Origin of the sequence: Azomonas macrocytogenes (assembly GCF_014191985.1) — a bacterium.
GTDB lineage: Bacteria > Pseudomonadota > Gammaproteobacteria > Pseudomonadales > Pseudomonadaceae > Azomonas > Azomonas macrocytogenes.
The window spans coordinates 17282-40610 of the sequence record NZ_JACHXI010000013.1 but is presented as its reverse complement, the minus strand read 5'-3'; the positions used below and the strand labels follow the sequence as shown (position 1 = coordinate 40610).

The 23329-nt window shown below is 60.6% G+C and carries 25 protein-coding genes and 1 riboswitch; of the genes, 6 read left to right on the top strand and 19 right to left on the bottom strand.

Going from position 1 to position 23329, the window contains the following annotated elements; translation table 11 throughout:
• Window positions 1–12 precede the first annotated feature (12 nt).
• A complete protein-coding gene (gene secA / locus FHR87_RS12600; RefSeq protein WP_183167080.1) occupies window positions 13–2787 on the bottom strand; it encodes a preprotein translocase subunit SecA in 2775 nt (924 codons plus the stop codon).
• A gap of 250 nt (window positions 2788–3037) precedes the next feature.
• Between secA and FHR87_RS12595 the strand changes: the two genes are divergently transcribed.
• Complete coding sequence (locus tag FHR87_RS12595) at window positions 3038–3496, top strand: DciA family protein (RefSeq protein WP_183167079.1); 459 nt, start codon at window positions 3038–3040, stop codon at window positions 3494–3496.
• Window positions 3497–3525: 29 nt separating this feature from the next.
• Here FHR87_RS12595 and FHR87_RS12590 read toward each other — a convergent pair whose 3' ends face one another.
• From FHR87_RS12590 to FHR87_RS12530, 13 genes are all read right to left on the bottom strand, one after another.
• Entirely contained in the window at window positions 3526–5205 is a 1680-nt protein-coding gene (locus tag FHR87_RS12590) for a methyl-accepting chemotaxis protein (protein ID WP_183167078.1), read from the bottom strand.
• Between the two features lie 127 nt (window positions 5206–5332).
• A complete protein-coding gene (locus FHR87_RS12585; protein ID WP_221189833.1) occupies window positions 5333–7105 on the bottom strand; it encodes a DUF1302 domain-containing protein in 1773 nt (590 codons plus the stop codon).
• On the bottom strand, window positions 7102–7575 hold the full coding sequence (locus FHR87_RS12580) for a WbuC family cupin fold metalloprotein (protein ID WP_183167076.1): 474 nt from the start codon (window positions 7573–7575) through the stop codon (window positions 7102–7104). Before FHR87_RS12580 ends, FHR87_RS12585 begins: the two co-directional genes overlap by 4 nt.
• 22 nt (window positions 7576–7597) lie before the next feature.
• Window positions 7598–8215, bottom strand: a complete 618-nt coding sequence (ribA, locus tag FHR87_RS12575) for a GTP cyclohydrolase II (RefSeq protein ID WP_183167075.1) — start codon at window positions 8213–8215, stop codon at window positions 7598–7600.
• Between the two features lie 148 nt (window positions 8216–8363).
• Window positions 8364–9008, bottom strand: a complete 645-nt coding sequence (locus FHR87_RS12570) for a retropepsin-like aspartic protease family protein (protein ID WP_246336027.1) — start codon at window positions 9006–9008, stop codon at window positions 8364–8366.
• Window positions 9009–9144: 136 nt separating this feature from the next.
• Window positions 9145–10101, bottom strand: a complete 957-nt coding sequence (gene thiL / locus FHR87_RS12565) for a thiamine-phosphate kinase (RefSeq protein WP_183167074.1) — start codon at window positions 10099–10101, stop codon at window positions 9145–9147.
• A gap of 11 nt (window positions 10102–10112) precedes the next feature.
• Window positions 10113–10595, bottom strand: coding sequence for a transcription antitermination factor NusB (gene nusB, locus FHR87_RS12560; RefSeq protein ID WP_183167073.1), 483 nt, complete (start codon window positions 10593–10595; stop codon window positions 10113–10115).
• Complete coding sequence (gene ribH, locus FHR87_RS12555; protein WP_183167072.1) at window positions 10592–11068, bottom strand: 6,7-dimethyl-8-ribityllumazine synthase; 477 nt, start codon at window positions 11066–11068, stop codon at window positions 10592–10594. The genes nusB and ribH overlap by 4 nt, the downstream gene beginning before the upstream one ends.
• A gap of 174 nt (window positions 11069–11242) precedes the next feature.
• The gene (ribBA, locus tag FHR87_RS12550) at window positions 11243–12334 is read right to left on the bottom strand and encodes a bifunctional 3,4-dihydroxy-2-butanone-4-phosphate synthase/GTP cyclohydrolase II (RefSeq protein WP_183167071.1); all 1092 of its coding nucleotides are present in this window, start codon (window positions 12332–12334) and stop codon (window positions 11243–11245) included.
• 11 nt (window positions 12335–12345) lie between these two features.
• Window positions 12346–13011: a riboflavin synthase gene (locus FHR87_RS12545; protein WP_183167070.1), complete on the bottom strand. Its 666-nt coding sequence runs from the start codon at window positions 13009–13011 to the stop codon at window positions 12346–12348.
• Window positions 13012–13130: 119 nt separating this feature from the next.
• A riboswitch (FMN riboswitch) is annotated at window positions 13131–13275 on the bottom strand.
• Window positions 13276–13410: 135 nt separating this feature from the next.
• The gene (gene ribD, locus FHR87_RS12540; RefSeq protein ID WP_183167069.1) at window positions 13411–14526 is read right to left on the bottom strand and encodes a bifunctional diaminohydroxyphosphoribosylaminopyrimidine deaminase/5-amino-6-(5-phosphoribosylamino)uracil reductase RibD; all 1116 of its coding nucleotides are present in this window, start codon (window positions 14524–14526) and stop codon (window positions 13411–13413) included.
• Window positions 14513–15001 carry a transcriptional regulator NrdR gene (nrdR, locus tag FHR87_RS12535; protein ID WP_183167141.1) on the bottom strand — a complete coding sequence of 163 codons (489 nt, stop codon included), beginning with the start codon at window positions 14999–15001 and terminating at the stop codon, window positions 14513–14515. The genes ribD and nrdR overlap by 14 nt, the downstream gene beginning before the upstream one ends.
• 252 nt (window positions 15002–15253) lie before the next feature.
• Window positions 15254–15592: a hypothetical protein gene (locus FHR87_RS12530; RefSeq protein WP_183167068.1), complete on the bottom strand. Its 339-nt coding sequence runs from the start codon at window positions 15590–15592 to the stop codon at window positions 15254–15256.
• Window positions 15593–15823: 231 nt separating this feature from the next.
• Between FHR87_RS12530 and FHR87_RS12525 the strand changes: the two genes are divergently transcribed.
• The 4 genes from FHR87_RS12525 (at window position 15824) to trxA (ending at window position 18462) form a co-directional block, all read left to right on the top strand.
• Entirely contained in the window at window positions 15824–16261 is a 438-nt protein-coding gene (locus FHR87_RS12525) for a YbaY family lipoprotein (protein WP_183167067.1), read from the top strand.
• Complete coding sequence (locus tag FHR87_RS12520) at window positions 16258–16914, top strand: class I SAM-dependent methyltransferase (RefSeq protein ID WP_183167066.1); 657 nt, start codon at window positions 16258–16260, stop codon at window positions 16912–16914. Before FHR87_RS12525 ends, FHR87_RS12520 begins: the two co-directional genes overlap by 4 nt.
• A gap of 68 nt (window positions 16915–16982) precedes the next feature.
• Complete coding sequence (gene thpR, locus FHR87_RS12515) at window positions 16983–17504, top strand: RNA 2',3'-cyclic phosphodiesterase (RefSeq protein WP_183167065.1); 522 nt, start codon at window positions 16983–16985, stop codon at window positions 17502–17504.
• 85 nt (window positions 17505–17589) lie between these two features.
• Complete coding sequence (trxA, locus tag FHR87_RS12510) at window positions 17590–18462, top strand: thioredoxin (RefSeq protein ID WP_183167064.1); 873 nt, start codon at window positions 17590–17592, stop codon at window positions 18460–18462.
• A 55-nt stretch (window positions 18463–18517) separates the two neighbouring features.
• On the opposite strand, the gene FHR87_RS12505 is transcribed toward trxA, so the two are convergent.
• Window positions 18518–18862 (bottom strand): hypothetical protein, encoded by a 345-nt coding sequence (locus FHR87_RS12505; protein ID WP_183167140.1) that lies wholly within the window; start codon window positions 18860–18862, stop codon window positions 18518–18520.
• A gap of 370 nt (window positions 18863–19232) precedes the next feature.
• Between FHR87_RS12505 and FHR87_RS12500 the strand changes: the two genes are divergently transcribed.
• Window positions 19233–19916 (top strand): OmpW/AlkL family protein, encoded by a 684-nt coding sequence (locus FHR87_RS12500; RefSeq protein ID WP_183167063.1) that lies wholly within the window; start codon window positions 19233–19235, stop codon window positions 19914–19916.
• A gap of 69 nt (window positions 19917–19985) precedes the next feature.
• On the opposite strand, the gene FHR87_RS12495 is transcribed toward FHR87_RS12500, so the two are convergent.
• From FHR87_RS12495 to FHR87_RS12480, 4 genes are all read right to left on the bottom strand, one after another.
• A complete protein-coding gene (locus FHR87_RS12495) occupies window positions 19986–20915 on the bottom strand; it encodes an NAD-dependent epimerase/dehydratase family protein (protein WP_183167062.1) in 930 nt (309 codons plus the stop codon).
• The gene (locus tag FHR87_RS12490) at window positions 20908–21792 is read right to left on the bottom strand and encodes a sugar nucleotide-binding protein (RefSeq protein ID WP_183167061.1); all 885 of its coding nucleotides are present in this window, start codon (window positions 21790–21792) and stop codon (window positions 20908–20910) included. Before FHR87_RS12490 ends, FHR87_RS12495 begins: the two co-directional genes overlap by 8 nt.
• Before the next feature lie 287 nt (window positions 21793–22079).
• Window positions 22080–23048 carry a 2-hydroxyacid dehydrogenase gene (locus tag FHR87_RS12485; protein ID WP_183167060.1) on the bottom strand — a complete coding sequence of 323 codons (969 nt, stop codon included), beginning with the start codon at window positions 23046–23048 and terminating at the stop codon, window positions 22080–22082.
• 57 nt (window positions 23049–23105) lie between these two features.
• Window positions 23106–23321 (bottom strand): hypothetical protein, encoded by a 216-nt coding sequence (locus FHR87_RS12480; RefSeq protein ID WP_183167059.1) that lies wholly within the window; start codon window positions 23319–23321, stop codon window positions 23106–23108.
• Between the last annotated feature and the right edge of the window lie 8 nt (window positions 23322–23329).

Below are 23329 nucleotides of genomic sequence, written 5' to 3'. Positions count from 1 at the left end.
TTGGCAAAGGAGTCAGCCAATCTGGCCGTGGCAATGCTTGTATTTCCTGCCCGAACCACAGGGACAAGGCTCGTTGCGGCCGATCTTGGGTTCGCTGCGCGCCTGGGTAACAGCGGGCGCCGTAACGACGGCCGGCGTTTCGTCGGTCGTTTCAGCAATGGTTTCGATAATGCTGCTCGCCGGATCAGGCTGAGTCAGGGCCGATACCTCGTCATGCTGGAATTGCATACGTTGGGCCAGGGCCTCGGCTTCGCGCCGCAGGCGCGCTTCCTCCTCGGCCGGATCTTCGCGGCGCACCTGCACATGGGACAGCACGCGAATACTGTCACGCTTGATGCTTTCCAGCAGTTCCTGGAAGAGATTGAAGGACTCGCGCTTGTATTCCTGTTTCGGATTCTTCTGCGCATAGCCGCGCAGGTGAATGCCATGGCGCAGGTGATCCATGGTGGACAGATGCTCCTTCCACAGATCGTCCAGCACACGCAGGACGATCTGCTTCTCGAACGAGCGCAGGGCTTCGGCGCCGACTATTTCTTCCTTCTCGCGATAGGCTGCAAGTGCCGCCTCCAGGATTCGCTCGCGCAGGGCCTCTTCGTGGAACCGGTCGTCCTCATCGAGCCATTGCTGGATCGGCAGCTGCACGCCGAAATCACCGTAGAGAACCGCCTCCAATGCCGGGATTTCCCACTGTTCCGGCAACGAGTTCGGCGGCACATGCTGGCTGATGGCATCGTTCAACACCTGTTCGCGGAATTGCGCCACGGTTTCGCCGATATCCTCCGCATCCAGCACACTGTCGCGCATACGATAGATGACCTTGCGCTGCTCGTTGGATACATCGTCGTATTCAAGCAACTGCTTGCGCATGTCGAAGTTGCGGCCTTCTACCTTGCGCTGGGCCTTTTCGATGGCGTTAGTCACCATGCGATGCTCAATGGCTTCGCCGGATTCCATTCCCAGCGCTTTCATGAAGCCTTTCACCCGGTCGGAGGCGAAGATACGCATCAGGTTATCTTCCAGCGACAGGTAGAAACGGCTGGAGCCCGGATCGCCCTGACGGCCTGAACGCCCGCGCAACTGATTGTCGATACGGCGCGATTCGTGGCGTTCGGAGGCGATCACATGCAGACCACCCGCCTCGATCACCTGCTGGTGGCGGAGCTGCCAGTCGGCCTTGAGCTGGGTGACCTGCTCGGCGCTCGGCTCCTGCAAGGCGGCAACTTCGACTTCCCAGTTACCGCCGAGCACGATGTCGGTACCACGACCGGCCATGTTGGTGGCAATGGTAACGGCGCCCGGCCGACCGGCCTGGGCGATGATTTCAGCTTCCTTGTCGTGATACTTAGCGTTGAGCACCTTGTGTTCGATACCGGCGCGCTGCAACAGCTGCGAGACGTACTCCGAGCTTTCGATGGAGGCGGTACCCACCAGTACCGGACGGCCCTTGGCCTGGCAGTCCTTCACATCTTCGATGATGGCGGCGTACTTTTCTTCCTGGGTCAGATAGACCAGGTCGTTGAAATCCTTGCGCGCAATCGGCTTGTTGGTCGGAATGACCACGACATCCAGCCCGTAGATCTGGTGGAATTCGAACGCCTCGGTATCAGCCGTTCCGGTCATGCCGGACAACTTGCCATAGAGACGAAAATAGTTCTGGAAGGTGGTCGAGGCCAGAGTCTGGCTTTCCGGCTGGATCTGCAGCCCTTCCTTGGCCTCGATGGCCTGGTGCAGACCTTCGGACAGGCGTCGTCCCGGCATGGTTCGGCCAGTATGCTCATCGATCAGCAGCACCTGTTTGTTCTGCACGATGTACTCGACGTTGCGGTGGAACAGTATATGGGCGCGCAGACCGGCGTAGACGTGGGTCAGCAGCGACAGGTTGTGGGCCGAATAGAGACTTTCGCCCTCGGCGAGCAACTCAACCTCGGTCAGCAGATCCTCGACGAACTGGTGCCCCTGCTCGTTGAGCTCGACCTGGCGGGTTTTCTCGTCGACCGTGAAGTGGCCTTCCTGAACGACCACGCCCTCTTCTTCCTCGATATGCTGCTTGAGCTGCGGGATCAGCGCGTTGATCTGCTGGTACAGGCGCGAACTGTCTTCAGCCTGGCCGGAGATGATCAGCGGCGTACGCGCTTCGTCGATAAGAATGGAGTCGACTTCATCGATCACCGCGAAATTGAGTTCGCGCTGGAATTTGTCTTCCTGGCTGAAAGCCATGTTATCGCGCAGGTAATCGAAGCCGAACTCGTTGTTGGTGCCATAGGTGATATCGGCAGCGTAGGCGGCGCGCTTTTCTTCCGGTGGTTGGAACGGCGTGACCACGCCAACGGTGAGACCGAGCATTTCGTACAGCGGGCGCATCCAGTTGGCATCGCGGCGAGCCAGGTAATCGTTCACGGTCACCACATGTACACCCTTGCCTTCCAGCGCATTGAGGTAGACCGCCAGGGTTCCAACCAGGGTCTTGCCCTCGCCGGTACGCATTTCGGCGATGCGACCTTCATGCAGCGCCATACCGCCGATCAGCTGTACGTCGAAGTGACGCATGCCCATCACGCGCTTGCCTGCCTCGCGGCATACCGCGAACGCCTCGGGGAGCAGGCGGTCGAGCGTTTCCCCCTTGCCGAGGCGTTCCCGGAACTCTTCGGTCTTGCCACGCAGTTGCTCATCGGACAAGCCGAGCAGCTGTTCTTCAAACGCGTTGACGGCCTTGACCGCCCTGCGCATACGCTTGACCTCACGGTCGTTCTTGCTACCAAAGAAAATCTTAAACAAAGGGGCGAGCATATCGGCAAGGGTTTCCATTCTGGGGATGGAGGGCAGCACGATTCCGGAATCACCGGGGCTGCACGCAAAGGAGGCATTCTACTCAGAAACGATCAGGATAAAAGCCGGGCATGTCACCCTAGGCGACGAGAAATACCTCATGTCAATGCATCTTTGGTTCGGTGAACACAACGCTATCCTATGAAAGCACCCGTTCGGCGCCAGGTGTGTCGGCTTGCTATCATCACCCACTCGAATCGAGGCATCCGTCATGTCACTCCGCCCCTTGCCAGCCCGCACACCCGCCGCCTTACTGCGCGAAGCCAGGCCGTTGCAGGCTCTGTTCAGCGAGGCCCGACGCCTGGCACATCTGCAGCACGTGTTGGAACAGCAGTTGCAGCCAGCCGCGCGGGCGCATTGCCAGGTCGCTTCCTGGCGGAACAGCTGCCTGTTGTTGATCGTCAGCGATGGCGGCTGGGCTACCCGCCTGCGCTATCTGGAACGGCGTCTGCGGCGTAATCTGCAAGCGACGCCGGAGTTCGCGGGGCTGAGCAGAATTGTCTTCAAGGTAAGACCATCTGCCACAGACAAGCCCTTGCCCAAACCACCGGAATTGTCGTCCACCGCGGCCAACAGCCTCAAGGCAACCGCTCAGGGTATTGCCGACCCCAAGCTGCGCGCAGCCCTGGAGCGTTTGGCCAGCAAGTCCAAGGTGGACCGCAAGCGCTGACCTTTCCGTCTCTTCTCGAAGCGAGCTGATCAGGCAACGCGGAACTGCCCCACCAGGCCCTTCAGGCGATCGCCCAGCAGAACCAGTCCGGTGCTGGTCGATGCACTCCTCTCGGCGCCTTGCGCCATATCCTCGACCGCATCGGCGATGGCGTGCACGCTGCGGTTGATTTCCTCGGCAACCGCCGTCTGTTCTTCGGCAGCACTGGCGATCTGCGCATTCATGGCGTTGATGGTGGAAATCAGCCGGCTGATCTCCAGCAGCGAAACGCCAGCCTGATTGGCGTGCTCGGTCGTGCTTTCGCCGGTCGTTCCAGAGCGCCGCATGGATTCGACTGCCGATGAGGTGCCTTGCTGCAGCCGGTCGATCATCCCCTGGATTTCCTGGGTGCTCTGCTGGGTACGGCTGGCCAGCGCCCGCACCTCGTCGGCCACCACGGCGAATCCGCGCCCAGCCTCGCCGGCACGGGCCGCCTCGATGGCGGCGTTGAGTGCCAGCAAGTTGGTCTGCTCGGCAATGGAGCGGATCACACCCAGCACGCTGACGATGGAGTGCACATCGCGTTGCAGGCTATCCAGCGATCCGCTGCTTTGCTGCATTTCCTTTACCAGCGAATGAATCTGGGAAATGCTGCCATCCACGACCTGCTTGGCCAGACTGCCTTGCTCGTCGGTCTGCCGGGCAGCTTCGGCAGCCTGCTGGGCGCTTTTCGCGACTTCCTGGGCGGCCGCCGACATTTCATTGATGGCCGTGGCTACCTGATCCGTCTCTTGACGCTGCTGCTGCATGGAGCGTTCGGTCTGCTGCGCCTGGGTCGCGACCTCGTCGAGCAGGCTGGTCAGTTGGTGAGTGATATCCACCACGTCGACAATGGTGCCCTGGATTTTATCGACGAAACGGTTGAAGGATTGCGCCAACTGGCCCAGCTCATCCTGACTGGTGACCGGCAGACGCCGGGTCAGGTCGCCTTCGCCTTGGGCGATATCATCCAGATTGAGGCGCATCTGCAGCAACGGTTGCAGGATGCGCCCGGCAAAGACCAGGCCTATCAGGGCGATGGGGATTGAAACGACTACTGATATTCCCAGGATCATGACCAGTTGCTGCCAGGTACCTGCGCGAATCTCGGCTTCGATGACAGCCACCCGCGCGTCGATACCATCCAGGTTCACGGCCGAGCCGACAATCATGTCCCACTTGGCGAGGTATTCGGTGTAGCTCAGCTTGGGCACCAAGCCATCCTGGTTGCCCGGCAGGGAAGAGCTGTACTCCACGAAGTGGCTGCCATCCTTACCCGCGCGTACCAGTTCCCGATTGAGATAGATTCCCTTGGGGTCCTTGTTGTCACTGAAACTCTGGCCTATCCCGCTCGGATCGGTACCCTTGAACAGGCGAACCACATTCGAATCGTAGCCGAACAGGTAACCATCCTTGCCGAAAGACGCTGCCGACAGCAGGCGGATCGCCTCGGCGCGTGCCGTTGCATCGCCGGCAGGGGCCGTATCGTAGAGAGGCTTGATGATCGTGACGGCAAGCTCGACCTGCTGGCGTAAGGCCATCCTGCTTTGCTCCAGCAACTGGGCACGCGCGTTTTCGATATCGTTCACCGCCTGCCGGCTCAAGGTCACATAAGACACGCCACCGATAATCATCGTGAACAGCACGACGGGCAGTACAGCAAGAAGCAACACCTTGGCTTTCAGACTCATGACGCAATCTCAGGCAATTCTGTTTCCGGGATATCGGTCTTGCCGCACCGAACTTGAATGATCGATTAACATTTGCCGTCCTACCAGCGCGCAAAAAAATGGAGCAATTCCGGTCAGGCCGGATCGCTCAGAATTTCGCGCCGATACTCATCCCCAGGAAATCGCGGTCGACCAGCGTGTTGTACTGCCCGCCGAAAAACTCCGTATAGGCAAGACCGACACGGTAAGTCCCCATATATTCGGCTTCTAGCCCGACCCTGACGGATTTGGCGTTCTGGTTGAACAAGCCGTTCGGGCCGTAGCCATCCACATCATGGGAAAAGGCCAGGCTCGGTCGCACAACGATACGCGGCAGCACGTTGCGATATTCGGCAACCCCGCGCAGCCGGTAACCCCAGGCATCGCTGGTCACGAAGCCATGGCGGCCTGAGCGCCCGAACACCGGATCGCGGCCATAGCGCGAATGACGTTCCAGACCACCGACATGCACATACCCCGCTTCGCCGACCAGGGTGACCAGATCGGCACCCAGCAAATGATCGAATTCGTGGGTCAGCGCAGTTTGCACCTGGGTGATTTCCTTGCGCCGATAGCCCTTATCCACCATACCGGCGGCAGCGGGATCGGCGAGGCGCTGGATCAGATCCCCCGTATTGAGCTGCACCGGTGCGTTCGGGCGGTAGCTCAGCTCGCCGCTCCAGCGCGAACCGGACGGCAGCCAAGTGGCAAAGCTAAGCCCATAAAGACGGATATCTTTGGGATATTCGAGAAAATAGCGACCATTGCCCACCGATACGCCCGTCGCCTGGGCGGCCAATAGCGCCGGGATGGAATCTTGAGCTACAAGCGACTGCAAGGCCGTCGAGGTGTCCGCCAGGATCGCCGGCAACGCCGCAAAGGTCGAGTTCGCGGCCCCCTTGGTCCCGAACATGGCCTGGCGGCTGTGGTACTTGAGAAAATACAGGCCGAACCCGGCGCTATCGCCCAACCAGTGCATGGCCAGGCCGAATTGACCTGAATTGCGCGCATCACGATCTCCCGCGCGGGTTACCCGCACGCCTTCCGCGCCCACTCGATAGCCCTGGCCGTAGGCCGCGGGAATCGCCTTGGCAGCCGCCAGTCCAGAAGCAGCCAAGGCGTTACTGCCCACGTCATAATCGCCGCAGCCATCGGCCATCGCGTCGGAGGCAGAAAAAAAGGTGCCGCAATTGGGCAGGATGTCCTGCTCCCAATCCAGTTGATAGAAACCATCCACCAACAGTCGGTCGCTGACGCTCTGGGACAGGTAGAATAGATTGACCGGCAAGGCCCCGTCACGCAGCTCCGTTCCCGGCCCCAGCAGCCTGGCGGTATCGCGGGGATTGATCGCATCGATGCCGCCGCCGATGAAGAGGCTTTCTCCCCATCTCACCGTTTGCCGCCCCAAGCGCAGGGTGCCCGGCAACTCATGCCACTGGTAGTTGCGATAAAAGAATGCATCCAGCAGCTGACTACCGGAAGATTTGGCTGCCGTCTTGCGGTTGTCGTCACTGATGTCCTTGTGCAGCCGACCCTCGTCCATCAATTCGAAGTCGTACCAGTAACGACCGCGCAGAAATAATCCGCTGTCGCCCTGATGCAGTTCGAGAGCATGGACACCTTCCAGGCGTTTGGTGAAGATCTCGCCCTGCTTGAAATTCAGACGCCCATCATCGCCGGCCTGCGATGCGCCGCTGCCACCATTGGCCGAGCCGACCAGCGAGCGGTGACGGCCAGCCATGGACCAGTGGGTCTGGAACGACAGGGAAGAGTCGAACTGGGCCTCGATTGCGCCGATATTGAAAACCACCGCCTTTGCCGAAGCGCAACAGCAAACGCTCAGCACCAGCAATACCGGCTGCAGCCGGCCAGGCAGAGTCAACTGAAGTGACCGCGCATCCACGCCAGATACTCGGCCACACCGGCCCCGCCCTCGCCCGGCGCCCAGGCAGCGCGCTCGTCTTCACGCAACGGGAGGTAGGGGCCGGCCTTGCACTCGAACATCATGGTGTCCGGCGCCAGCACTACCAGTGCATGGAAAGTCCCCGGCGGCAGATCGACGCCCAGGCAATCGCCTCCGGCAGCCATTACCCGAGTATCGCTCACTGCGCCACCTTCGGTGAACAGCAGCAAACCCAATTGCCCACGCAGTACGATCAGGTTTTCCGACTTGTCCGGATCGAGATGGCAATGAGGCGCGATATAGCTGTCCGGCTGCAATCCGACCACCATCCGATGGCAAGGCTCGCTCAGCGCATGGAAGCCATGGTGGTAGCGCCGGCGCGGTACCGTCCGCGCCGTCTCGGCCAGGCCATCGAACAGCTTGCGATCAAGAAAGCGCGGTGCGGACATGCGGGGCTCCGTCGAGACGAACTCAGGACTGCTCGGCCTCGCCCTGGTGAATATCACCCAGCAGATGGCCCAGCTTGCCAGCCTTGGTGAGCAGGTACTTGCGGTTGTGCGGATTGGCAGCGATTTGCAGTGGTTTACGCTCGGCCACACGGATACCGAACTCCTCCAGTGCCTTGACCTTGCGCGGGTTATTGGTCATCAAATTGAGTTCGGCGATCCCCAGATGTTCCAGCATCGGCTTACAGATCGCATAGTCGCGCTGATCGGGCGCAAACCCCAGGCGCTCGTTGGCTTCGACCGTGTCCGCACCGGCATCCTGCAAGGCGTAGGCGCGGATCTTGTTGAGCAGGCCGATCCCCCGGCCTTCCTGGCGCAGATAGAGCAGCACGCCGCGCCCTTCCGTGGCGATCGCCTGCAAAGCGGCTTCCAGCTGGAAACCGCAATCGCAGCGCATGCTGAACAGCGCATCGCCGGTCAGGCATTCCGAGTGCAGGCGCCCGAGCACCGGCAAGCCGTTGCCGACCTCGCCCATGGTCAACGCGACATGCTCCTTGCCGGTGTCCTGATCGAGAAAGCCATGCATGCTGAATACACCGAAAGGCGTCGGTAATTGGGAAACGGCGACGAACACGACAGACACCGGAGGAGCTCCAGAAGACGGAAAAGCGGGCAGTGTAACATTAGCTGCACACCGATTTGCGGCAGGACCGAACGAGAGGTCTATAACCATTGGCTACATCGGCCTGGCATTTCGCTTTGGCCCGCCCACGACGAAACCGCAACGACCGCTAGAATTTCGCTTCCAGCGTCAGCATGCCGTTCTCTTCGCCCCAGCGCACCTGACTGAGAAAACTCATGCCGAGCAGAATCTCGTCCGGTGCCGTTCCCTCGATCACCACGGTATCGACACCCAATACTTCGATGCCGCCGATCTTGACGCTGTTGGCCTGGAGCTTCCATGCCTTGACCTTGCCGCTGGCGGTCGCGACCAGCAGCGGCTGCCCTTTGCGACGATAATCGAGCCCCAAGCGCTGCCCCTGGATTTCATTCATGGCGACGGACGTGGCACCGGTATCGACCAAGAACTGTACCGACCGGCCATTGATCGAGCCGGCCTGGCGGTAATGTCCGCCGGCGCTTCGGGCGATGCTCAGGCGCTCGCGACCGGTCGCCGGCGCCGCCTGGCCGTAATCGCGACTGAGCTCGTAGAAACGCTCGCGGTCATCGATGCGCAGCAGCGCTCCCCGGTTGTCGGCATTGACCACCGTAACGCCACCCGGCCCGCTCTGGCCGACCCTCACCAACTTGCGCTGACCATCGACATTGAGCACCACGGCGCCGGGAAACAAGCCGACAACCTGAACCTGGATCGCCAGCGCATTCACCGAGAACAACGCCAGGAGCACAGAAAATGCCATGCGGAACACGCGCAAGCTTCCGCGCGTTCGCGCCTTGCTTTTTTCAAGCACATGACCGGAATCGAAGATGAAGCGCTCTGGAGCAACGCAAGTGGATATTCCATCCATCGGTATTCGTCCTTGTTTTCATCCTCAAGCGGCTCGACCCGGTTCAACCACCGAAGTGCACATGACCACGCCGGCCAGCCAGGATCTCGTTACCCTGGGCGTCCAATAGGTGTACACCCGTGCCCTGTTCTGCCCATCCGACGACATGCACATCGGCACCAGCCTGCAAAGCCGCCAGTTCGCCAGGTGGCAAGGTAAAGGCCAGCACGTAGTCATCGCCACCGCCCAGCGCACATTCCAGGGCTTTTTCCCGACCGGCGAAGGCAAGCAGCGCCGGGGAAAGCGGCAGCCGTTCACGCTCGACGAACAAGGCGACGCCGGATGCTGCCGCAATATGTCCGCAATCACCCAGCAGGCCATCGGAAATATCCAATGCCGCCGTCGCCTTGCCGCGCAAGGCCAGTCCCAGAGCCAACTGCGGCGGCGGCGACCAGTAATGCGCGAGCAGAGGCTCGGCCAGCGCCGGGTCGGCTTGTTCCTGCTGAAGCACCAGAGGCAGCGCTCCGGCGGCGTCACCGAGCCGACCACCGACACACAATAGATCGCCCGGTCGCGCACCGCTGCGGGTCAGGGCCTGGCCGACGGGCACCCGGCCAAATACGCTCAGCGTCAGACACAACGGACCGCGTGTGGTATCACCTCCGGCCAAGCGAATGCCACACTGCCGGGCCATGGCATCCAGGCCACGTGCAAACGCATTCAGCCATTGCGGATCGGCAGCCGGCAGGCTCAAGGCCAGAGTAAAAGCGACAGGCATGGCGCCCATCGCCGCCAGGTCGCTGACCGATACAGCCAGGGCGCGCTGGCCAAGGAGAAACGGATCACAGGGATCGGGAAAGTGCCCGCCGGCTACCAGCGTATCGGTCGAAACCGCCAACTGCTCCCCGGGCGGAAGCTCCAGCAGAGCGCAGTCGTCGCCGATACCGAGTGCCAGTTCATCGCCGGGCCTGGCACAGGCGGCGGCAGCGAAATAGCGGCGGATCAGCTCGAACTCGCCCATGTTAGTGGTGGTCAGCGCCTGGCGCGACCGGCCTCAGCGGCACGCAGACGTGGCGCCAGTTTGTCCAGTACGCCGTTGACGAACTTGTGCCCCTCCGTGGCACCGAAGGTTTTCGCCAATTCGATGCCTTCGTTGATCACCACTCGGTAAGGCACATCGAGACGCTGCATCAACTCGTAGGTGGAGAGCCGCAGGATGGCCAGCTCCACCGGGTCCAGCTCGGTCAGCGGACGATCCAGCAAGGGTTCGATGGCTTGGTCGATCTCCGACTTCTGGCGTGCCACGCCATGCAGAAGCTCATGGAAATAAGCGCCGTCCACTGGCATGAAATCGTTATCAACGCGGAATTGCGCCTCGATCTCGCTAAGCGACTGCCCGGCCATGTGCCATTGGTAAAGCGCCTGCATTGCCAGGCTGCGCGCTGCGCGACGTGTGGCGCTCTTGCCTTTGGCCGGCCGGGCTGGCGGTGTGTCGTCGTCGCGATTGAGACTCACTTGTCCTCCAACTGCGCCAGCAGGCTCACCATTTCCAGGGCGGAAAGCGCAGCTTCGGCGCCCTTGTTGCCGGCCTTGGTGCCGGAACGCTCGATGGCCTGTTCGATGGAATCGACCGTTAGCACACCGAAGGCCACCGGTACACCGAACTCCAGCGATACCTGAGCCAGGCCCTTGGTGCATTCACCGGCGACATAATCGAAATGTGGGGTGCCACCGCGAATTACCGCGCCAAGGGCGATCAGCGCATCATACTCGCCCTGTTCGGCAATCTTCTGCGCAATCAACGGCAGCTCGAAAGCACCGGGTACGCGCAGGACGGTAATGTTCTCTTCCTGTACGCCATGGCGAACCAGGGCATCGATGGCGCCGGAGACCAGACTCTCGACGACAAAGCTGTTGAAACGGCCGACCACCAGGGCGAATTTTCCGTTGGGGGCGATGAAAGTTCCTTCGATGGTCTTCACGGTCATAACGATTCTCTATCTGTTCAAAGAGCAAGGGCGCCGCTCGCGGCCCGCAGGAAGGGCTCACTCGAAGGGCCTGTATTCGTGACGCGGCTGCCAAAGACATGACCAAGACAGCGCAGTAACGATACAAGCCCGTCGAGCGAGCCGACCATGCGAACCAGCAGCAGCGCCCTTACCTCATTCGGCGGGCAGGTATTCTACAACTTCCAGGTCGAAGCCGGATATGGCGTTGAAGCGCATCGGCGAACTCAGCAGGCGCATCCGCCGTACCCCCAGATCGCGCAGGATCTGCGAGCCAGCGCCCACCATGCTGTAGGTACCCGGGTTCTTGCTGGCCTGACCCGCCGTGCCTTCACGTACCTGATCCAGCAGATCCTCCTGGTTCACCGCGTTCCCCAGGAGCAGCACCACGCCGCAACCGGCCTCGGCCACCTTGGCCATGGCTGCGCGCAGGCTCCAGCGGCCGGGTTGGCGGACCATCAGCAGGTCGCGCATCGGGTCCATGTTGTGCACCCGCACCAGGGTCGGCTGGTCAGCAACGATCCGCCCCAGGGTCAAGGCCATGTGCACGTCGCCCTCCACCGAGTCACGGTAGGTCACCAGCTTGAATTGGCCCTGCTCGGTATCCAGCGGCTGCTCGGCGACCCGATGGATGGTGCGTTCGTGCAGCAGCCGGTAATGGATCAGCTCGGCGATGGTACCGATCTTGATGCCGTGCTGCTCGGCGAACGCCTCCAGCTCCGGCCGACGCGCCATGCTGCCATCGTCGTTCATCACCTCGCAGATCACTCCGCTCGGCTCGAAACCGGCCATCCGCGCCAGATCGCAGGCCGCCTCGGTATGCCCGGCGCGCGCCAGCACGCCACCGGCCTGGGCCATCAGCGGGAAGATATGCCCGGGACTGACGATATCCTCAGCCTTGGCGTCGACCGCTGCAGCCGCTTGCACGGTACGTGCGCGGTCGCCGGCGGAGATGCCGGTGGTGACACCTTCGGCCGCTTCGATGGAAACAGTGAATTTGGTGCCAAAGCCGGAGCCATTGCGCGGCGCCATCAACGGCAGCTTGAGCAGTTCGCAGCGCTCGCGGGTCATCGGCATACAAATCAACCCACGGGCGTATTTCGCCATGAAGTTGATGTGCTCGGCCTGTACACATTCGGCGGCCATGATCAGGTCACCTTCGTTTTCCCGGTCCTCGTCATCCATCAGGATGACCATCTTGCCGGCGCGAATGTCTTCGATCAGTTCAGCAATAGTATTCAAGCTCATACGGCCACTCCTTAATGCTTCAGGTAGCCGTGTTCGGCCAGAAATCCTTCGGTGATGCTGCCTGCTGCCGGCGATTCGCTCGCCTTGTCGCCAAGCAGCAGGCGTTCCAGATAGCGCGCCAGCAGATCCACCTCCAGGTTAACGCGGCGACCCGGGCGATAGTCGATCATGATGGTCTCGGCCAGGGTGTGCGGCACGATGGTCAGCTCGAACTCGGCACCCTCGACGCCGTTCACCGTCAGGCTGGTGCCATCGACGGTGATCGAGCCTTTCAGGGCGATGTATTTGGCCAGTTCGCGCGGGGCGCGGATACGAAATTGCACGGCACGAGCGTTGTCTTCGCGGGCGATCACCTCGCCGACCCCGTCCACATGCCCGCTGACCAGATGGCCGCCGAGGCGGCTGCTGGGAGTCAGAGCCTTTTCCAGATTGACCGGGCTGCCGGCCTTCAGCTCGCTGAAAATGGTATGCGCCAGCGTTTCGCGGCTGACATCGGCCCAGAAGCCATTGCCGGGCAGCTCCACGACGGTCAGGCAGGTGCCGTTGACCGCAATACTGTCGCCCAGCTTGACGTCCGCCAGATCCAGTTTGCCGGTCTCGACCAGCACGCGAACATCGCCGCTCTTGGGCGTGATTGCGCGAATGGTGCCGATTGCTTCGATTATGCCGGTAAACATGAAACCTCCCCGGCAAAGCGATTGCAGTGATGCATGAAAGCGTCTCCTGTTTGCGAAAAACAGGGCATGCAGATCGAAAGGGATCGCACGCACAGCCCAAGGGGGCGCGCGCTGGAACATCCCGCTCTCTCTCATCCGGACTATGACCGTCGGCCCCGGAATCACACCGGGTCTGCTGACCTTGCCCATGGGGCAAGCGCTCGCGGGCTAGACGCTGGCGCCATTACCGCCGGAGGGGAATTACACCCCGCCCTGAGAACGAAGGGGCCTGATCCAGACCCCGGGCGCGTTTGTACCACACTTCGAAAGTCGATAAAAAGCGCAGAAAGCTGGAAAACTGAACGGCAGGATCGACAAGGCTTTCAGCTTTTTTGTCCAACCTTCGGCCTGCAGCGCTGTTTAGCCGGCTTTACCGGGAACGGCGACGATCCGCCAGTCAGTGCCTACCGCACGGATATCCGTGATCTGCAGCTCACGCGCTTCGCTCATGCGGTCCAGCGGTAGCTCAAGAAGCGGACGAGCCAATGAGCCAAGCAACTTCGGCGCAACGAACAACTGGTATTCATCGACCAGCCCGTGCTGGGCGAAAGCACCGGCCAGACGCGGACCGGCCTCCACCAGCACCTCATTGGCGCCACGCGCGGCCAGTTCGCGCAGCAACGCCGCGAGATTCACCTGGCCTGCGCTGGCCGGCAGCTCCAGTACCTCATGACCGGCAGATCGATAGATCTGTGCCGACCCGCCGGCCAGCGTTGCTACCAACGCCGGGCCAGCCTGGAAGAATGGCGCCGCGAGCGGTACGCGCAGACGGCTATCCACCAGCACTCGCAGCGGCTGGCGCCCCAGTGCCAAGCGCGTCTGCTCAGCATCAAGCCCCAGCTCTTCAGCCCGCACGGTAAGCCGTGCATGATCCATCAGCAGCGTATCTGCGCCAGTCACGATTGCACTGGAACGAGCCCGCAACCGCTGCACTTCGGCCCGCGCAGCCGGGCCGGTGATCCACTGGCTCTCGCCGCTGGCCATGGCGGTGCGCCCATCCAGGCTCATGGCCAGCTTGACGCGGACGAATGGCAACCCCGTTTCCATACGCTTGATGAAGCCGACGTTCAGTTCCCGCGCCGCGGCTTCCTGAACGCCGCAAAGCACGTCGATACCGGCGCTGCGCAGCCGCTCCAGGCCGCGCCCGGCCACCTGCGGATTGGGGTCCTGCATGGCCGCCACGACGCGGTCGACGCCGGCCGCGACCAACGCCTCGGCGCAGGGTGGCGTGCGGCCGAAATGGCTGCAGGGCTCCAATGTCACGTAGGCAGTGGCACCACGAGCCCGTGCGCCAGCCTGGCACAGCGCGTGGACCTCAGCGTGCGGCTCGCCGGCCCGCACATGCCAGCCTTCACCGACACTCTCGCCAGCCGCGACAATGACGCAGCCGACCCGTGGATTGGGGTGGGTGGAATACAGCCCGCGGCGGGCCAGGCGCAGCGCCCGGGCCATCCAGGCATGATCAGGATTGCTCATCGGTTTTTTCATCAGCTTGACGGGGATCGCGGGACAAGCGCTCGATTTCTTCACGGAATTCGCTGAGATCCTGGAAGCGCCGGTATACGGAAGCGAAGCGGATATAGGCCACTTCATCGAGCTTGCGCAGTTCAGCCATCACCAGTTCGCCGACTACCCGTGACTTGACCTCGCGCTCGCCGGTGGCCCGCAGCCGGTGTTTGATGTGGGCGATGGCCGCCTCCAGCCGCTCGACGCTCACCGGGCGTTTTTCCAGCGCACGCTGCATGCCGGCGCGCAGTTTTTCTTCATCGAACGGCTGGCGGCTGCCATCCTGCTTGATCAGGCGCGGCAACACCAGCTCGGCGGTCTCGAAGGTCGTAAAGCGTTCGCCGCAGGCAAGGCATTCGCGCCGACGCCGCACCTGTTCGCCTTCGGCGACCAAGCGCGAATCGATGACCTTGGTATCGTGCGCGCTACAGAAAGGACAATGCATGGCTGGATGGACCCGGAAATGACAGGGCATGGTAGCGCATCCGCCCAGCCGACCGCATGGCATGGCATCAATCGATCCGGGCGACGATCCACGCGACGGATCCAACCTAAGGAATATCGCCATATCCATACAGCTCGAGTAACGGATCCTTGCCCAAGCCCGTTCCTGCTTGCCGGATAACCTCCAGGGCCTGTTGCCACTACTGTTGTCGCGAGCCACATTGCCGTATCAGTAGCCTCAACAGGCCTAGGGCTAATGCTCTGCGATCCGCTTGACTTCGAACGTTTCCATCAGCGCCAGCGGCCAATGCTTCCTGGCTTCTTCATAGCTCAAGTACACCGGCAGTTTTTCATTGTTGTACTGGATGACATCGTCTTCCAGGAAATCGTCGAAATCCGGGACGATCCGCCTGCCTCCGACCAACACGATGCAGTGCTCTCTGTTGCTGATATCACGGCCTATTTCCGTAAGCAGATCGGTGTAGTCATCCACATTCTTTTCATCTTCGGGATAAGGAAGATCAACAGCAAATACGCCTCTGTTCTGCCCATCGAACTCATACTTGTAATAGGTTGCATTGCTGTGGTTCATGTTGAAGCCCTCCGTCGAGCCCTTACGTGATAAAAGTCTAGTTGTCCCGACGAAAATCACAGAAGAACGCGCCGAACGGACACCTGTCTCGTTCGGTAAACCCGTCCCGCCCCGATGCAGCCTTGCCAGCGACAGCTTCCCCAATAGAAAAGCCTGGGTAAAACCAGATGTCCCCCCTATAGTGCGTGCCTGATTCAATAGAGTTTTCAGTCGTCGATAGGAGTTTCCTGCGTGTCCTTTCGCCCCCTTCTCCTGCCCGTCCTGCTGATCATGCTGGCCAGCTGCTCGAGTGCGCCGACAGATCCTGAAATACCGCCGCTCGCGCCTTCGGCACCGGCCGCGTACGACCCGCGATCGCCAAACATGCGCGCCCTCAGCGGCAGCCTGATCGGCGCCCCCGCCGGTGCTGAAATCGAACTGGCCCTGCTCGAGGTGAACGAGCGTGAGAAACCCGAGCGCCTGTTGAGCAACACTCGTCTGAAAAGCCTGGGCAAGGAGCTACCATTTCTCCTGCATTTCAATCCGGAAATCTTCAATGCCAGCCGGCGCGTGGAACTCAGAGGGCGTGTTATCCAGTCTGGTCAGTTGATCATGCAACTACCGCCCAGAACCATCGGTAGCGCAATCAATCAATCGCTGGGACAGTTACAGCTGGTTCCGGCGCCTTGACTGCTCCTGTCGTTTTGCAAGACACCTTGCACAGGCTGCTGGGGGACGCCCGTTTACACGCGGCATCCCTGCCCGGTACCGAACTGCTCCTCTGGCTGATCGACTCGCACAACATGGAACGCGCCTTCAGCCCGGAAGAAACCCGCTGCATTCTCGCTGAGCCACCGTACTGGTGCTTTTGCTGGGCCAGCGGCCTGGCGCTGGCACGGTGGCTGGCCGAACGGCCCGAATGGGTTCGCGGCAGGCGCGTACTGGATTTCGGTGCAGGCAGTGGCATCGCGGCCATCGCCGCCGCCAAGGCCGGAGCAGCCGAAGTCGTGGCCTGCGATCTCGATCCGCTGGCCCTGGCAGCGTGCCGAGCCAATGCAGAACTCAATGGCGTGCGGCTGGGCTATGCGACGGAGCTGCCTGCCGCAGACGACGGCTACGATCTCGTGCTCGTCGCCGACGTACTCTACGACCGTGCCAACCTGCCGCTGCTCGAGCATTTTCTCGATCATGGTCGCGAGGTGCTGGTGGCCGACTCACGTGTGAAGGATTTCACTTATCCAGGCTATCGACGCCTCGCCAGGCTCGAGGCTTGCACCTGGCCGGATCTCGCCGAGCCGGATGAATTCCGCCAGGTGAATCTTTATCATGCTGCGCGAAACTGAGCGCCCCGCGCTTGTCTTTCGCTGGCGTTTCCAGCATACAAACCACAACGACCTTCGCAGAAAGCCTCATGCCTGCCGACCCGCTGCGCCTGTTCTTCGCCTTGCCCTGCCCCCCCGAATTATCCGCGGCAATGTGCACCTGGCGCGCCGCACTCGACCTACCCGGCCGGCCAGTGGCCAAAGCCAACCTGCATATGACCCTGGCCTTTCTGGGCGCCCAGCCGCCCGAAGCGCTGGCCACGCTCAAGCAACTGGGCAACGCCCTCTCCCCTGCATCTTTCGAGTTGCGCCTCGATCGCCTGCATATTGCCAGTCACGGGCTGGTCTGGATCGAACCGAGCGATGCTCCCGCACCGCTGCTTGAACTGGCCGAACGCCTGCGCAACTCCTTGAGCGCTGCCGGGATTGCCTTCGACGACAGCAAGCCGTTCCGTGCCCATGTGACCTTGCTACGCGAGGCTCGCGGATCGTCGTTACCTGACACCCCAGCATTCGCCTGGCCGGTGCGCGAATTCGGCCTGTACGCTTCGCAAATCACCGAGCAAGGCGTCCACTACCGCCCCCTGGCAAGCTGGCCGCTTACCGGTTGAAGCCCGGCTCTCGCTTCCCGTCGAGCGCCCGGCCACTTACCATGCACGTCATATTCCGCCGCATGTGCCGATGTAGAGAACCACGATGAGCCAAAGCCCCTATATCTTCGATGTCACCGATGCCACCTTCAACGAACTGGTCATCGAGAGCTCTTTCAATAAGCCTGTTCTGGTAGATTTCTGGGCCGAATGGTGCGCCCCTTGCAAAGCCTTGATGCCGTTACTGGCAAAAATCGCAGAGGACTATCAGGGCGAGTTGCTGCTGGGCAAGGTCAACTGCGATATCGAACAACAGATCGTGATGCAGCTCGGCATCCGCAGTTTGCCTACCATAGTGCTGTTTCGCGACGGCCAGCCGGTAGACGGCTTCAGTGGCGCGCAACCGGAATCGGCGATCCTCGCCATGCTCGAGCCACATGTACAGGCTCCGGTTGCCGTTCCCCCAGCCAATCCACTGGAAAGCGCCCAGGCACTGTTCGATGCGGCTCGCTTCGGTGAGGCAGAGAACCTGCTGCAACAACTGCTCAGCGAAGACAACACCAACGGCGCCGCGCTGATTCTCTATGCCCGCTGCCTGGCCGAGCGCGGTGAGCTTGGCGAAGCCGAAACGCTCCTTGATGCCGTCAGCGGCGATGAGCACAAGCAAGCCCTGGCCGGAGCCCGTGCACAATTGACCTTCCTGCGCCAGGCCAACGACCTGCCGGAAGTCGCCTTGCTGAAATCCCGCCTGGCACAGGACGCCCAGGATGACGAAGCGCTTTATCAATTAAGCATCCAGCAACTCGCCCGCCAACAATACGAGCCCGCACTGGAAGGCCTGCTCCGGCTTTTTATCCGCAACCGTAGCTACGCAGAAGGCCAGCCGCACAAGACGCTGCTGCAAGTCTTTGAACTGCTGGGCAACGACCACCCCTTGGTAACGACTTATCGCCGGAAGCTGTACCAAGCGATCTACTGACGGCAGGCGGCAAGCTGTTTCTACTTTTACCCATAGGCTTGCCATCTACAGCCGCTTACCCTATCCAGCGATAAACCGGCGCATCCGCGCCGTTTTTCACCTCTACCTGGACACAGTGGCGCAAGCGTACGACCAGACGCTTGGCAGCTTGAACGTTACCCGCCAAAGCCTCGAGCTGGCCGAGCAATTCAGGACCGCTGATCTCTCCGGCCTGACGCAGCAGATCCTGGGCGGCTTGCCAAAGGGTATCCACCGGCACGGCAGTTGGTGTCTTGACCGCCGGGCTGGATATCGTTTGAACCTCCGGCAGGATTTGTCCCAGCCCAGCCCAATCGGCGGCATCCAATTCGATTTCCAGATCCACCGGCCAGTCACCTACGCGTCCACGAATACGGATCATCATTTTCCTCCCTTGGCAATTCTTTCATTGGGGTCCGTCTTGTCAGTCGAACGGACATTTACTTCGCCATCGTGTGTAGCAGAGAACGAAATCCCCTACTTCAGCGGCGGCAAGCTGGGCTGAAAACACCTGAAGCGCTTTGTCTGAAAGTAGCTAAATCGATCAAAACTACGCCTCGCACAACGGGCTGGCAAGCACTGACAAAGCTCGACTCACAGGTTCACCATATCTTTTGAGCCAGATCAAAGGCCCTATTCAAGCCCCTTTCAACCATTGAGTTACGTCAAGATTCGCTCGTTTCGAACCCCTAACATTGCAACTGTAGGTTTTGTAACAAACGTCACCTTTGCGACAATAGTGGGGCTACACCATGCGTAAATTTCTGCTCGCCGCTTCAGTTTTAGTCAGTCTGCTGGCCCCCTCTATTACTCACGCTTATCAGCAAGGTGACCTGATTTTTCGCGCAGGCCTGGTCACGGTCGACCCTCACGAACGCAGCGAAGAAATCGACCATGCCACACTCGGCAAAGTCCCCGGCAGCAAGGTCAGTCTCGACAGTGAAACCCAACTGGGCCTCAACTACACCTACATGATGACCGATCATTTCGGAGTCGAACTGCTGGCAGCCACGCCGTTCCTGGGGGAAGTCAAGCTCAAAGGCATGCCTGGCCCTTACTCCAGCCTGAATGGTCGTCTGGGTGACACCAAATACCTGCCGCCAACCCTCAGCGTGGTCTATTTTCCGTTGAGCGACCTGTATCGCTTCCAGCCCTATGTCGGAGTCGGGGTCAACTACACGGCTTTCTTCAAGGAAAGCCTGGGAACCTCGGCCCACCGGGATGGTTTCCATCAGCTACAGATCGATGACTCTATCGGTCTGGCGGCTCAGGTCGGACTCGACTACATGCTGACCGACCAGTTCCTGGTCAATGCCCAGGTACGCTATATCGACATTTCCACCCAGGCCACGACCAAACTGAATGGCCAGAAAGTGGATGTGGACGTCAACATCGATCCAATGGTCTACATGTTCAGCGTCGGCTATCGCTTCTGAAACCCGCCCCACCCAGCACAACGACGGCGCCCGAAGGCGCCGTTGTGCTTTCTGCAATAGCGGCAAGCCTCAGGACAAATCCATCAGCTTTGCCAAGCCTTCGCGCATGCCGGTTGGCTCGGACAATGGATAGCGTGCCAACAGGCGTGAATTATCGGCGCGCGAATGACGAATATCGCCAGAGCGCGCCGGTTGGTATTCGACCGACGGCAATCCGCCAAGCAGATCCTGGATGATAACCAGCAACTGGTTGAGCGTCGTAGCCCGGTTCAAGCCGACATTCATCGCTCCCGACTCCACCTGCCCAGCCATCAATGCCCGCACCAGTACATCGACCAGATCGCCAATATAAATGAAATCCCGCGTCTGCTCGCCGTCACCGAATACCGTGATCGGCAAGCCCTGGCGAGCCCGCTCGGTAAAGATGCTGATTACGCCCGAATAGGGAGAAGACGGGTCCTGGCGTGGGCCGTAGACATTGAAGAAACGAAAAATCACCGGCTCCAACCCATGCTGGCGACGATAGAAATCCAGATAGTGCTCGCTGGCCAGCTTGTCCGCGGCATAGGGTGTCAGTGGCGCCTTGGGCGTGTCTTCGCCAATCGATTCCCCTTCACCATTGTTGCCATAGACCGCTGCGCTGGAAGCATAGACGACCCGATGCACACCGGCCTCACGCATCGCTTCGCATAGGTTCAGCGTGCCGATCAGGTTGCTCTTGTGGGTCCCGACGGGATCGTTCACCGAGGCTTGTACCGACGCGACCGCTGCCAGGTGCACCACCGCGCGGCAACCGCGTACAGCCTTGCGCACGCAGCCGGGATCGGCGACATCGCCGACGATCAATTCGAGACGCGGGTTGCGTGGCAGGTTGCCCTGCTTGCCGGTCGACAGATTGTCCAGCACACGCACAGCAACCCCACGCGCCAACAGCGCATCGACCAGATTGGAACCGATGAAGCCAGCTCCACCGGTAATCAATACAGGAGAATCAGTCATGCCGGTAATAGCTATGCAAAAGCCCCGACAGGCCGGCACGCCAGGGACGCGGCTTGATGCCGAAGGTATTGAAGATCTTCTTGCAGGCCAGCACGCCGTACTGGGGTTCAGTGGTCGCATCATCACACTTGGCATGGGCGATCGGCACCAACCCTTTCAGGCGCGGCCGGCGGAACGCGGCCGCTTCAGCCATGAGCGACTGGCAGACCGCCATCGGCGTGGCCGCTTCATGGCCACCATAATGATAGGTTCCCCAGAGCCCGGCCTGGCAATCGAGTTGCTTGAGCACAGCCATGATGACCCGCGCCGCATCCTCGACCGGCGTAGGATTGCCACGCCGGTCATCGGCAAGCAGCAGTTCGTCCTCCTGCTCCAGCCGGTGCAGGAAACGCCCCATCAAACCTTTCGAGCTGTCATCGAGCAGCCAGCCAAAGCGTAGCAGGATGTGCCTCGGATTCAGCTCACGCACGAGTTGCTCGGTACGGCAAAGCAGGCGACCACGGAAATCCAGTGGTGCTGTCTCATCCTTTTCGGTATAGGCCGTGGTACGGATGCCATCGAAGACGCGGTAGCTAGAAGGTTGCAGCAGAATCAGATCAAGTTCCCGGCAAAGTATCGCCAAGTGCTCGACGACCGCCTCCTGGCCGACGAAACGGCATTCGTCAACCTGGCCGGCCTGGAACCAATCATAGTAGTAGGCCAGGTTGATCACCGCGTCGGGACGGTTCTCATCGAGTAGCCGGGTCAGGCTCGGTGCATCCCAACCGCCCAGTGGTGGCCGGGGCGCATAGAATTCTATGTCTTCCTCGGCACCAAGGCGGACAATTGCCTGACCCAGGGCATTACCGCCACCCAACAGCATCAGGCGCATGCGCATCGCTGGAAAAGTCCTGTCAGAAAGTGGTTCATATAAAGACGCTTTCGCGCCCTGCCTGAAGCTCGCAGCGACGCCAGAAGAAAACTGCATTACCTGACCTCGGCCAGGGACTCGAAATCAACAAGGCCGACCAGTGTAAAGAGAAAGCACGGGCAACGACAACATCAGCCAGCAGAGAGCGGCAAGACAGCGCGAAAGTTCGGTTTGAGCTGTAGGCGCGACGTGCGGCCGGCACCGGAAACGGAACGATGTTCGCCCGCACCATCCGGAACCGGACAAGGCAAGCATCAGAAAATAAGTATCGGATAAGCCGGGGTCTCGCCGTCGAGTACGGCAATCAGGTTGTTCGCGGCGGTTCGCGCCATCAGTTCGCGGGCCTCGACGGTAGCCGAACCGATATGTGGCAGAGCCACGACATTCGGCATGGCAAGCAAGGGGGAATCAGTCGGTAGCGGCTCCTGCTCGAATACATCGAGACCAGCGCCGTGTAGCTGCCCGGCTCGGAGTGCTTCGATCAAGGCAGCCTCGTCGACCACCGGCCCCCTGGCGATATTGATGAAGAGGGTGTCCGGACGCATCAGGGCAAACTCCCGGGCGCCGATCAGATGGCGAGTCTGCTCCGACAAGGGTACGCAGACGCAAATGAAATCCGCCTCGCCGAGCAACTCGTCCATTTCCAGCCGTTTGGCGCCGAATTCGGCTTCATATTGCGGCTTGTCGCTGTTGCCACAATAGAGAATCGACATTTCGAAACCGAAATGCGCACGCCGCGCCAGGGCTGCCCCGATACGTCCGAGGCCGATGATGCCCAGGCGCTTGCCATGCACATCGACACCGAAATGGGCAGCGCCGATGCTGGCAGTCCATTGTCCGGTCTTTATATGCTCGGCCAGTTCGACCGCGCGGCGCGCGGTCATCATCAGCAGCATGAAGCCAGTATCGGCAGTGGTCTCGGTCACCGCATCCGGCGTATTGGTGAGCTGGATGCCCCGTGACTGCAGGTATTCCAGATCATAGTTGTCGTAGCCGGCAGAGATACTGGAAATCACTTTCAGCCTGGGCGCGTGCTTGAGAATCTCCTCGCCCAGCTTCAGGTTGGCGCCGAGCATGCCATCGGCTTCAGCCAGCGCCGCCATGAAAGCCTCACGGTCGTTCCCCAGCGGGTCGAGAAACACACTCAGGTTGTAACGCTCGCGCAGATCCTCCATCACCGCCTCGGACGAGGCTCGGCTGAATATCACCACGTTCTTTTTCATGACATATCCTTTCAGTTGTAGCGGCCTTGCGACCACCTAATCAGCAACTATCTGTCTTTAGCTTAAAAGCATTTTGCAACAACCAAAATGCTCAAGGTGGCCAGTCTGCAGCCTGCTGCCGGAAGGAACTGGGTATTTGTTTGAATCGCCAAGGTCTTCCACCTTACCGAGGAAGGGATCGACAATACCATCAAGCAGGAACAACGCCACCGGTACTGGCTGCAACAGTGTGGCAATTACTGCCTTGGCGGATAAATGCTGCAGTATTTTCAAGATCCGCT

Bases quoted from the DNA above. Each gene is read 5' to 3' on its own strand.
- ribBA (WP_183167071.1), bottom strand. From the start codon at position 12,334: ATGAGCTTGAATACTATTGCTGAACTGATCGAAGACATTCGCGCCGGC.
- FHR87_RS12580 (WP_183167076.1), bottom strand. From the start codon at position 7,575: ATGTCCGCACCGCGCTTTCTTGATCGCAAGCTGTTCGATGGCCTGGCC.
- ribH (WP_183167072.1), bottom strand. From the start codon at position 11,068: ATGACCGTGAAGACCATCGAAGGAACTTTCATCGCCCCCAACGGAAAA.
- FHR87_RS12505 (WP_183167140.1), bottom strand. From the start codon at position 18,862: ATGATCCGTATTCGTGGACGCGTAGGTGACTGGCCGGTGGATCTGGAA.
- FHR87_RS12495 (WP_183167062.1), bottom strand. From the start codon at position 20,915: ATGACTGATTCTCCTGTATTGATTACCGGTGGAGCTGGCTTCATCGGT.
- secA (WP_183167080.1), bottom strand. From the start codon at position 2,787: ATGCTCGCCCCTTTGTTTAAGATTTTCTTTGGTAGCAAGAACGACCGT.
- FHR87_RS12490 (WP_183167061.1), bottom strand. From the start codon at position 21,792: ATGCGCATGCGCCTGATGCTGTTGGGTGGCGGTAATGCCCTGGGTCAG.
- nrdR (WP_183167141.1), bottom strand. From the start codon at position 15,001: ATGCATTGTCCTTTCTGTAGCGCGCACGATACCAAGGTCATCGATTCG.
- FHR87_RS12530 (WP_183167068.1), bottom strand. From the start codon at position 15,592: ATGAACCACAGCAATGCAACCTATTACAAGTATGAGTTCGATGGGCAG.
- ribD (WP_183167069.1), bottom strand. From the start codon at position 14,526: ATGAGCAATCCTGATCATGCCTGGATGGCCCGGGCGCTGCGCCTGGCC.
- FHR87_RS12590 (WP_183167078.1), bottom strand. From the start codon at position 5,205: ATGAGTCTGAAAGCCAAGGTGTTGCTTCTTGCTGTACTGCCCGTCGTG.
- thpR (WP_183167065.1), top strand. From the start codon at position 16,983: ATGCCTGCCGACCCGCTGCGCCTGTTCTTCGCCTTGCCCTGCCCCCCC.
- FHR87_RS12500 (WP_183167063.1), top strand. From the start codon at position 19,233: ATGCGTAAATTTCTGCTCGCCGCTTCAGTTTTAGTCAGTCTGCTGGCC.
- FHR87_RS12545 (WP_183167070.1), bottom strand. From the start codon at position 13,011: ATGTTTACCGGCATAATCGAAGCAATCGGCACCATTCGCGCAATCACG.
- trxA (WP_183167064.1), top strand. From the start codon at position 17,590: ATGAGCCAAAGCCCCTATATCTTCGATGTCACCGATGCCACCTTCAAC.
- thiL (WP_183167074.1), bottom strand. From the start codon at position 10,101: ATGGGCGAGTTCGAGCTGATCCGCCGCTATTTCGCTGCCGCCGCCTGT.
- FHR87_RS12595 (WP_183167079.1), top strand. From the start codon at position 3,038: ATGTCACTCCGCCCCTTGCCAGCCCGCACACCCGCCGCCTTACTGCGC.
- FHR87_RS12485 (WP_183167060.1), bottom strand. From the start codon at position 23,048: ATGAAAAAGAACGTGGTGATATTCAGCCGAGCCTCGTCCGAGGCGGTG.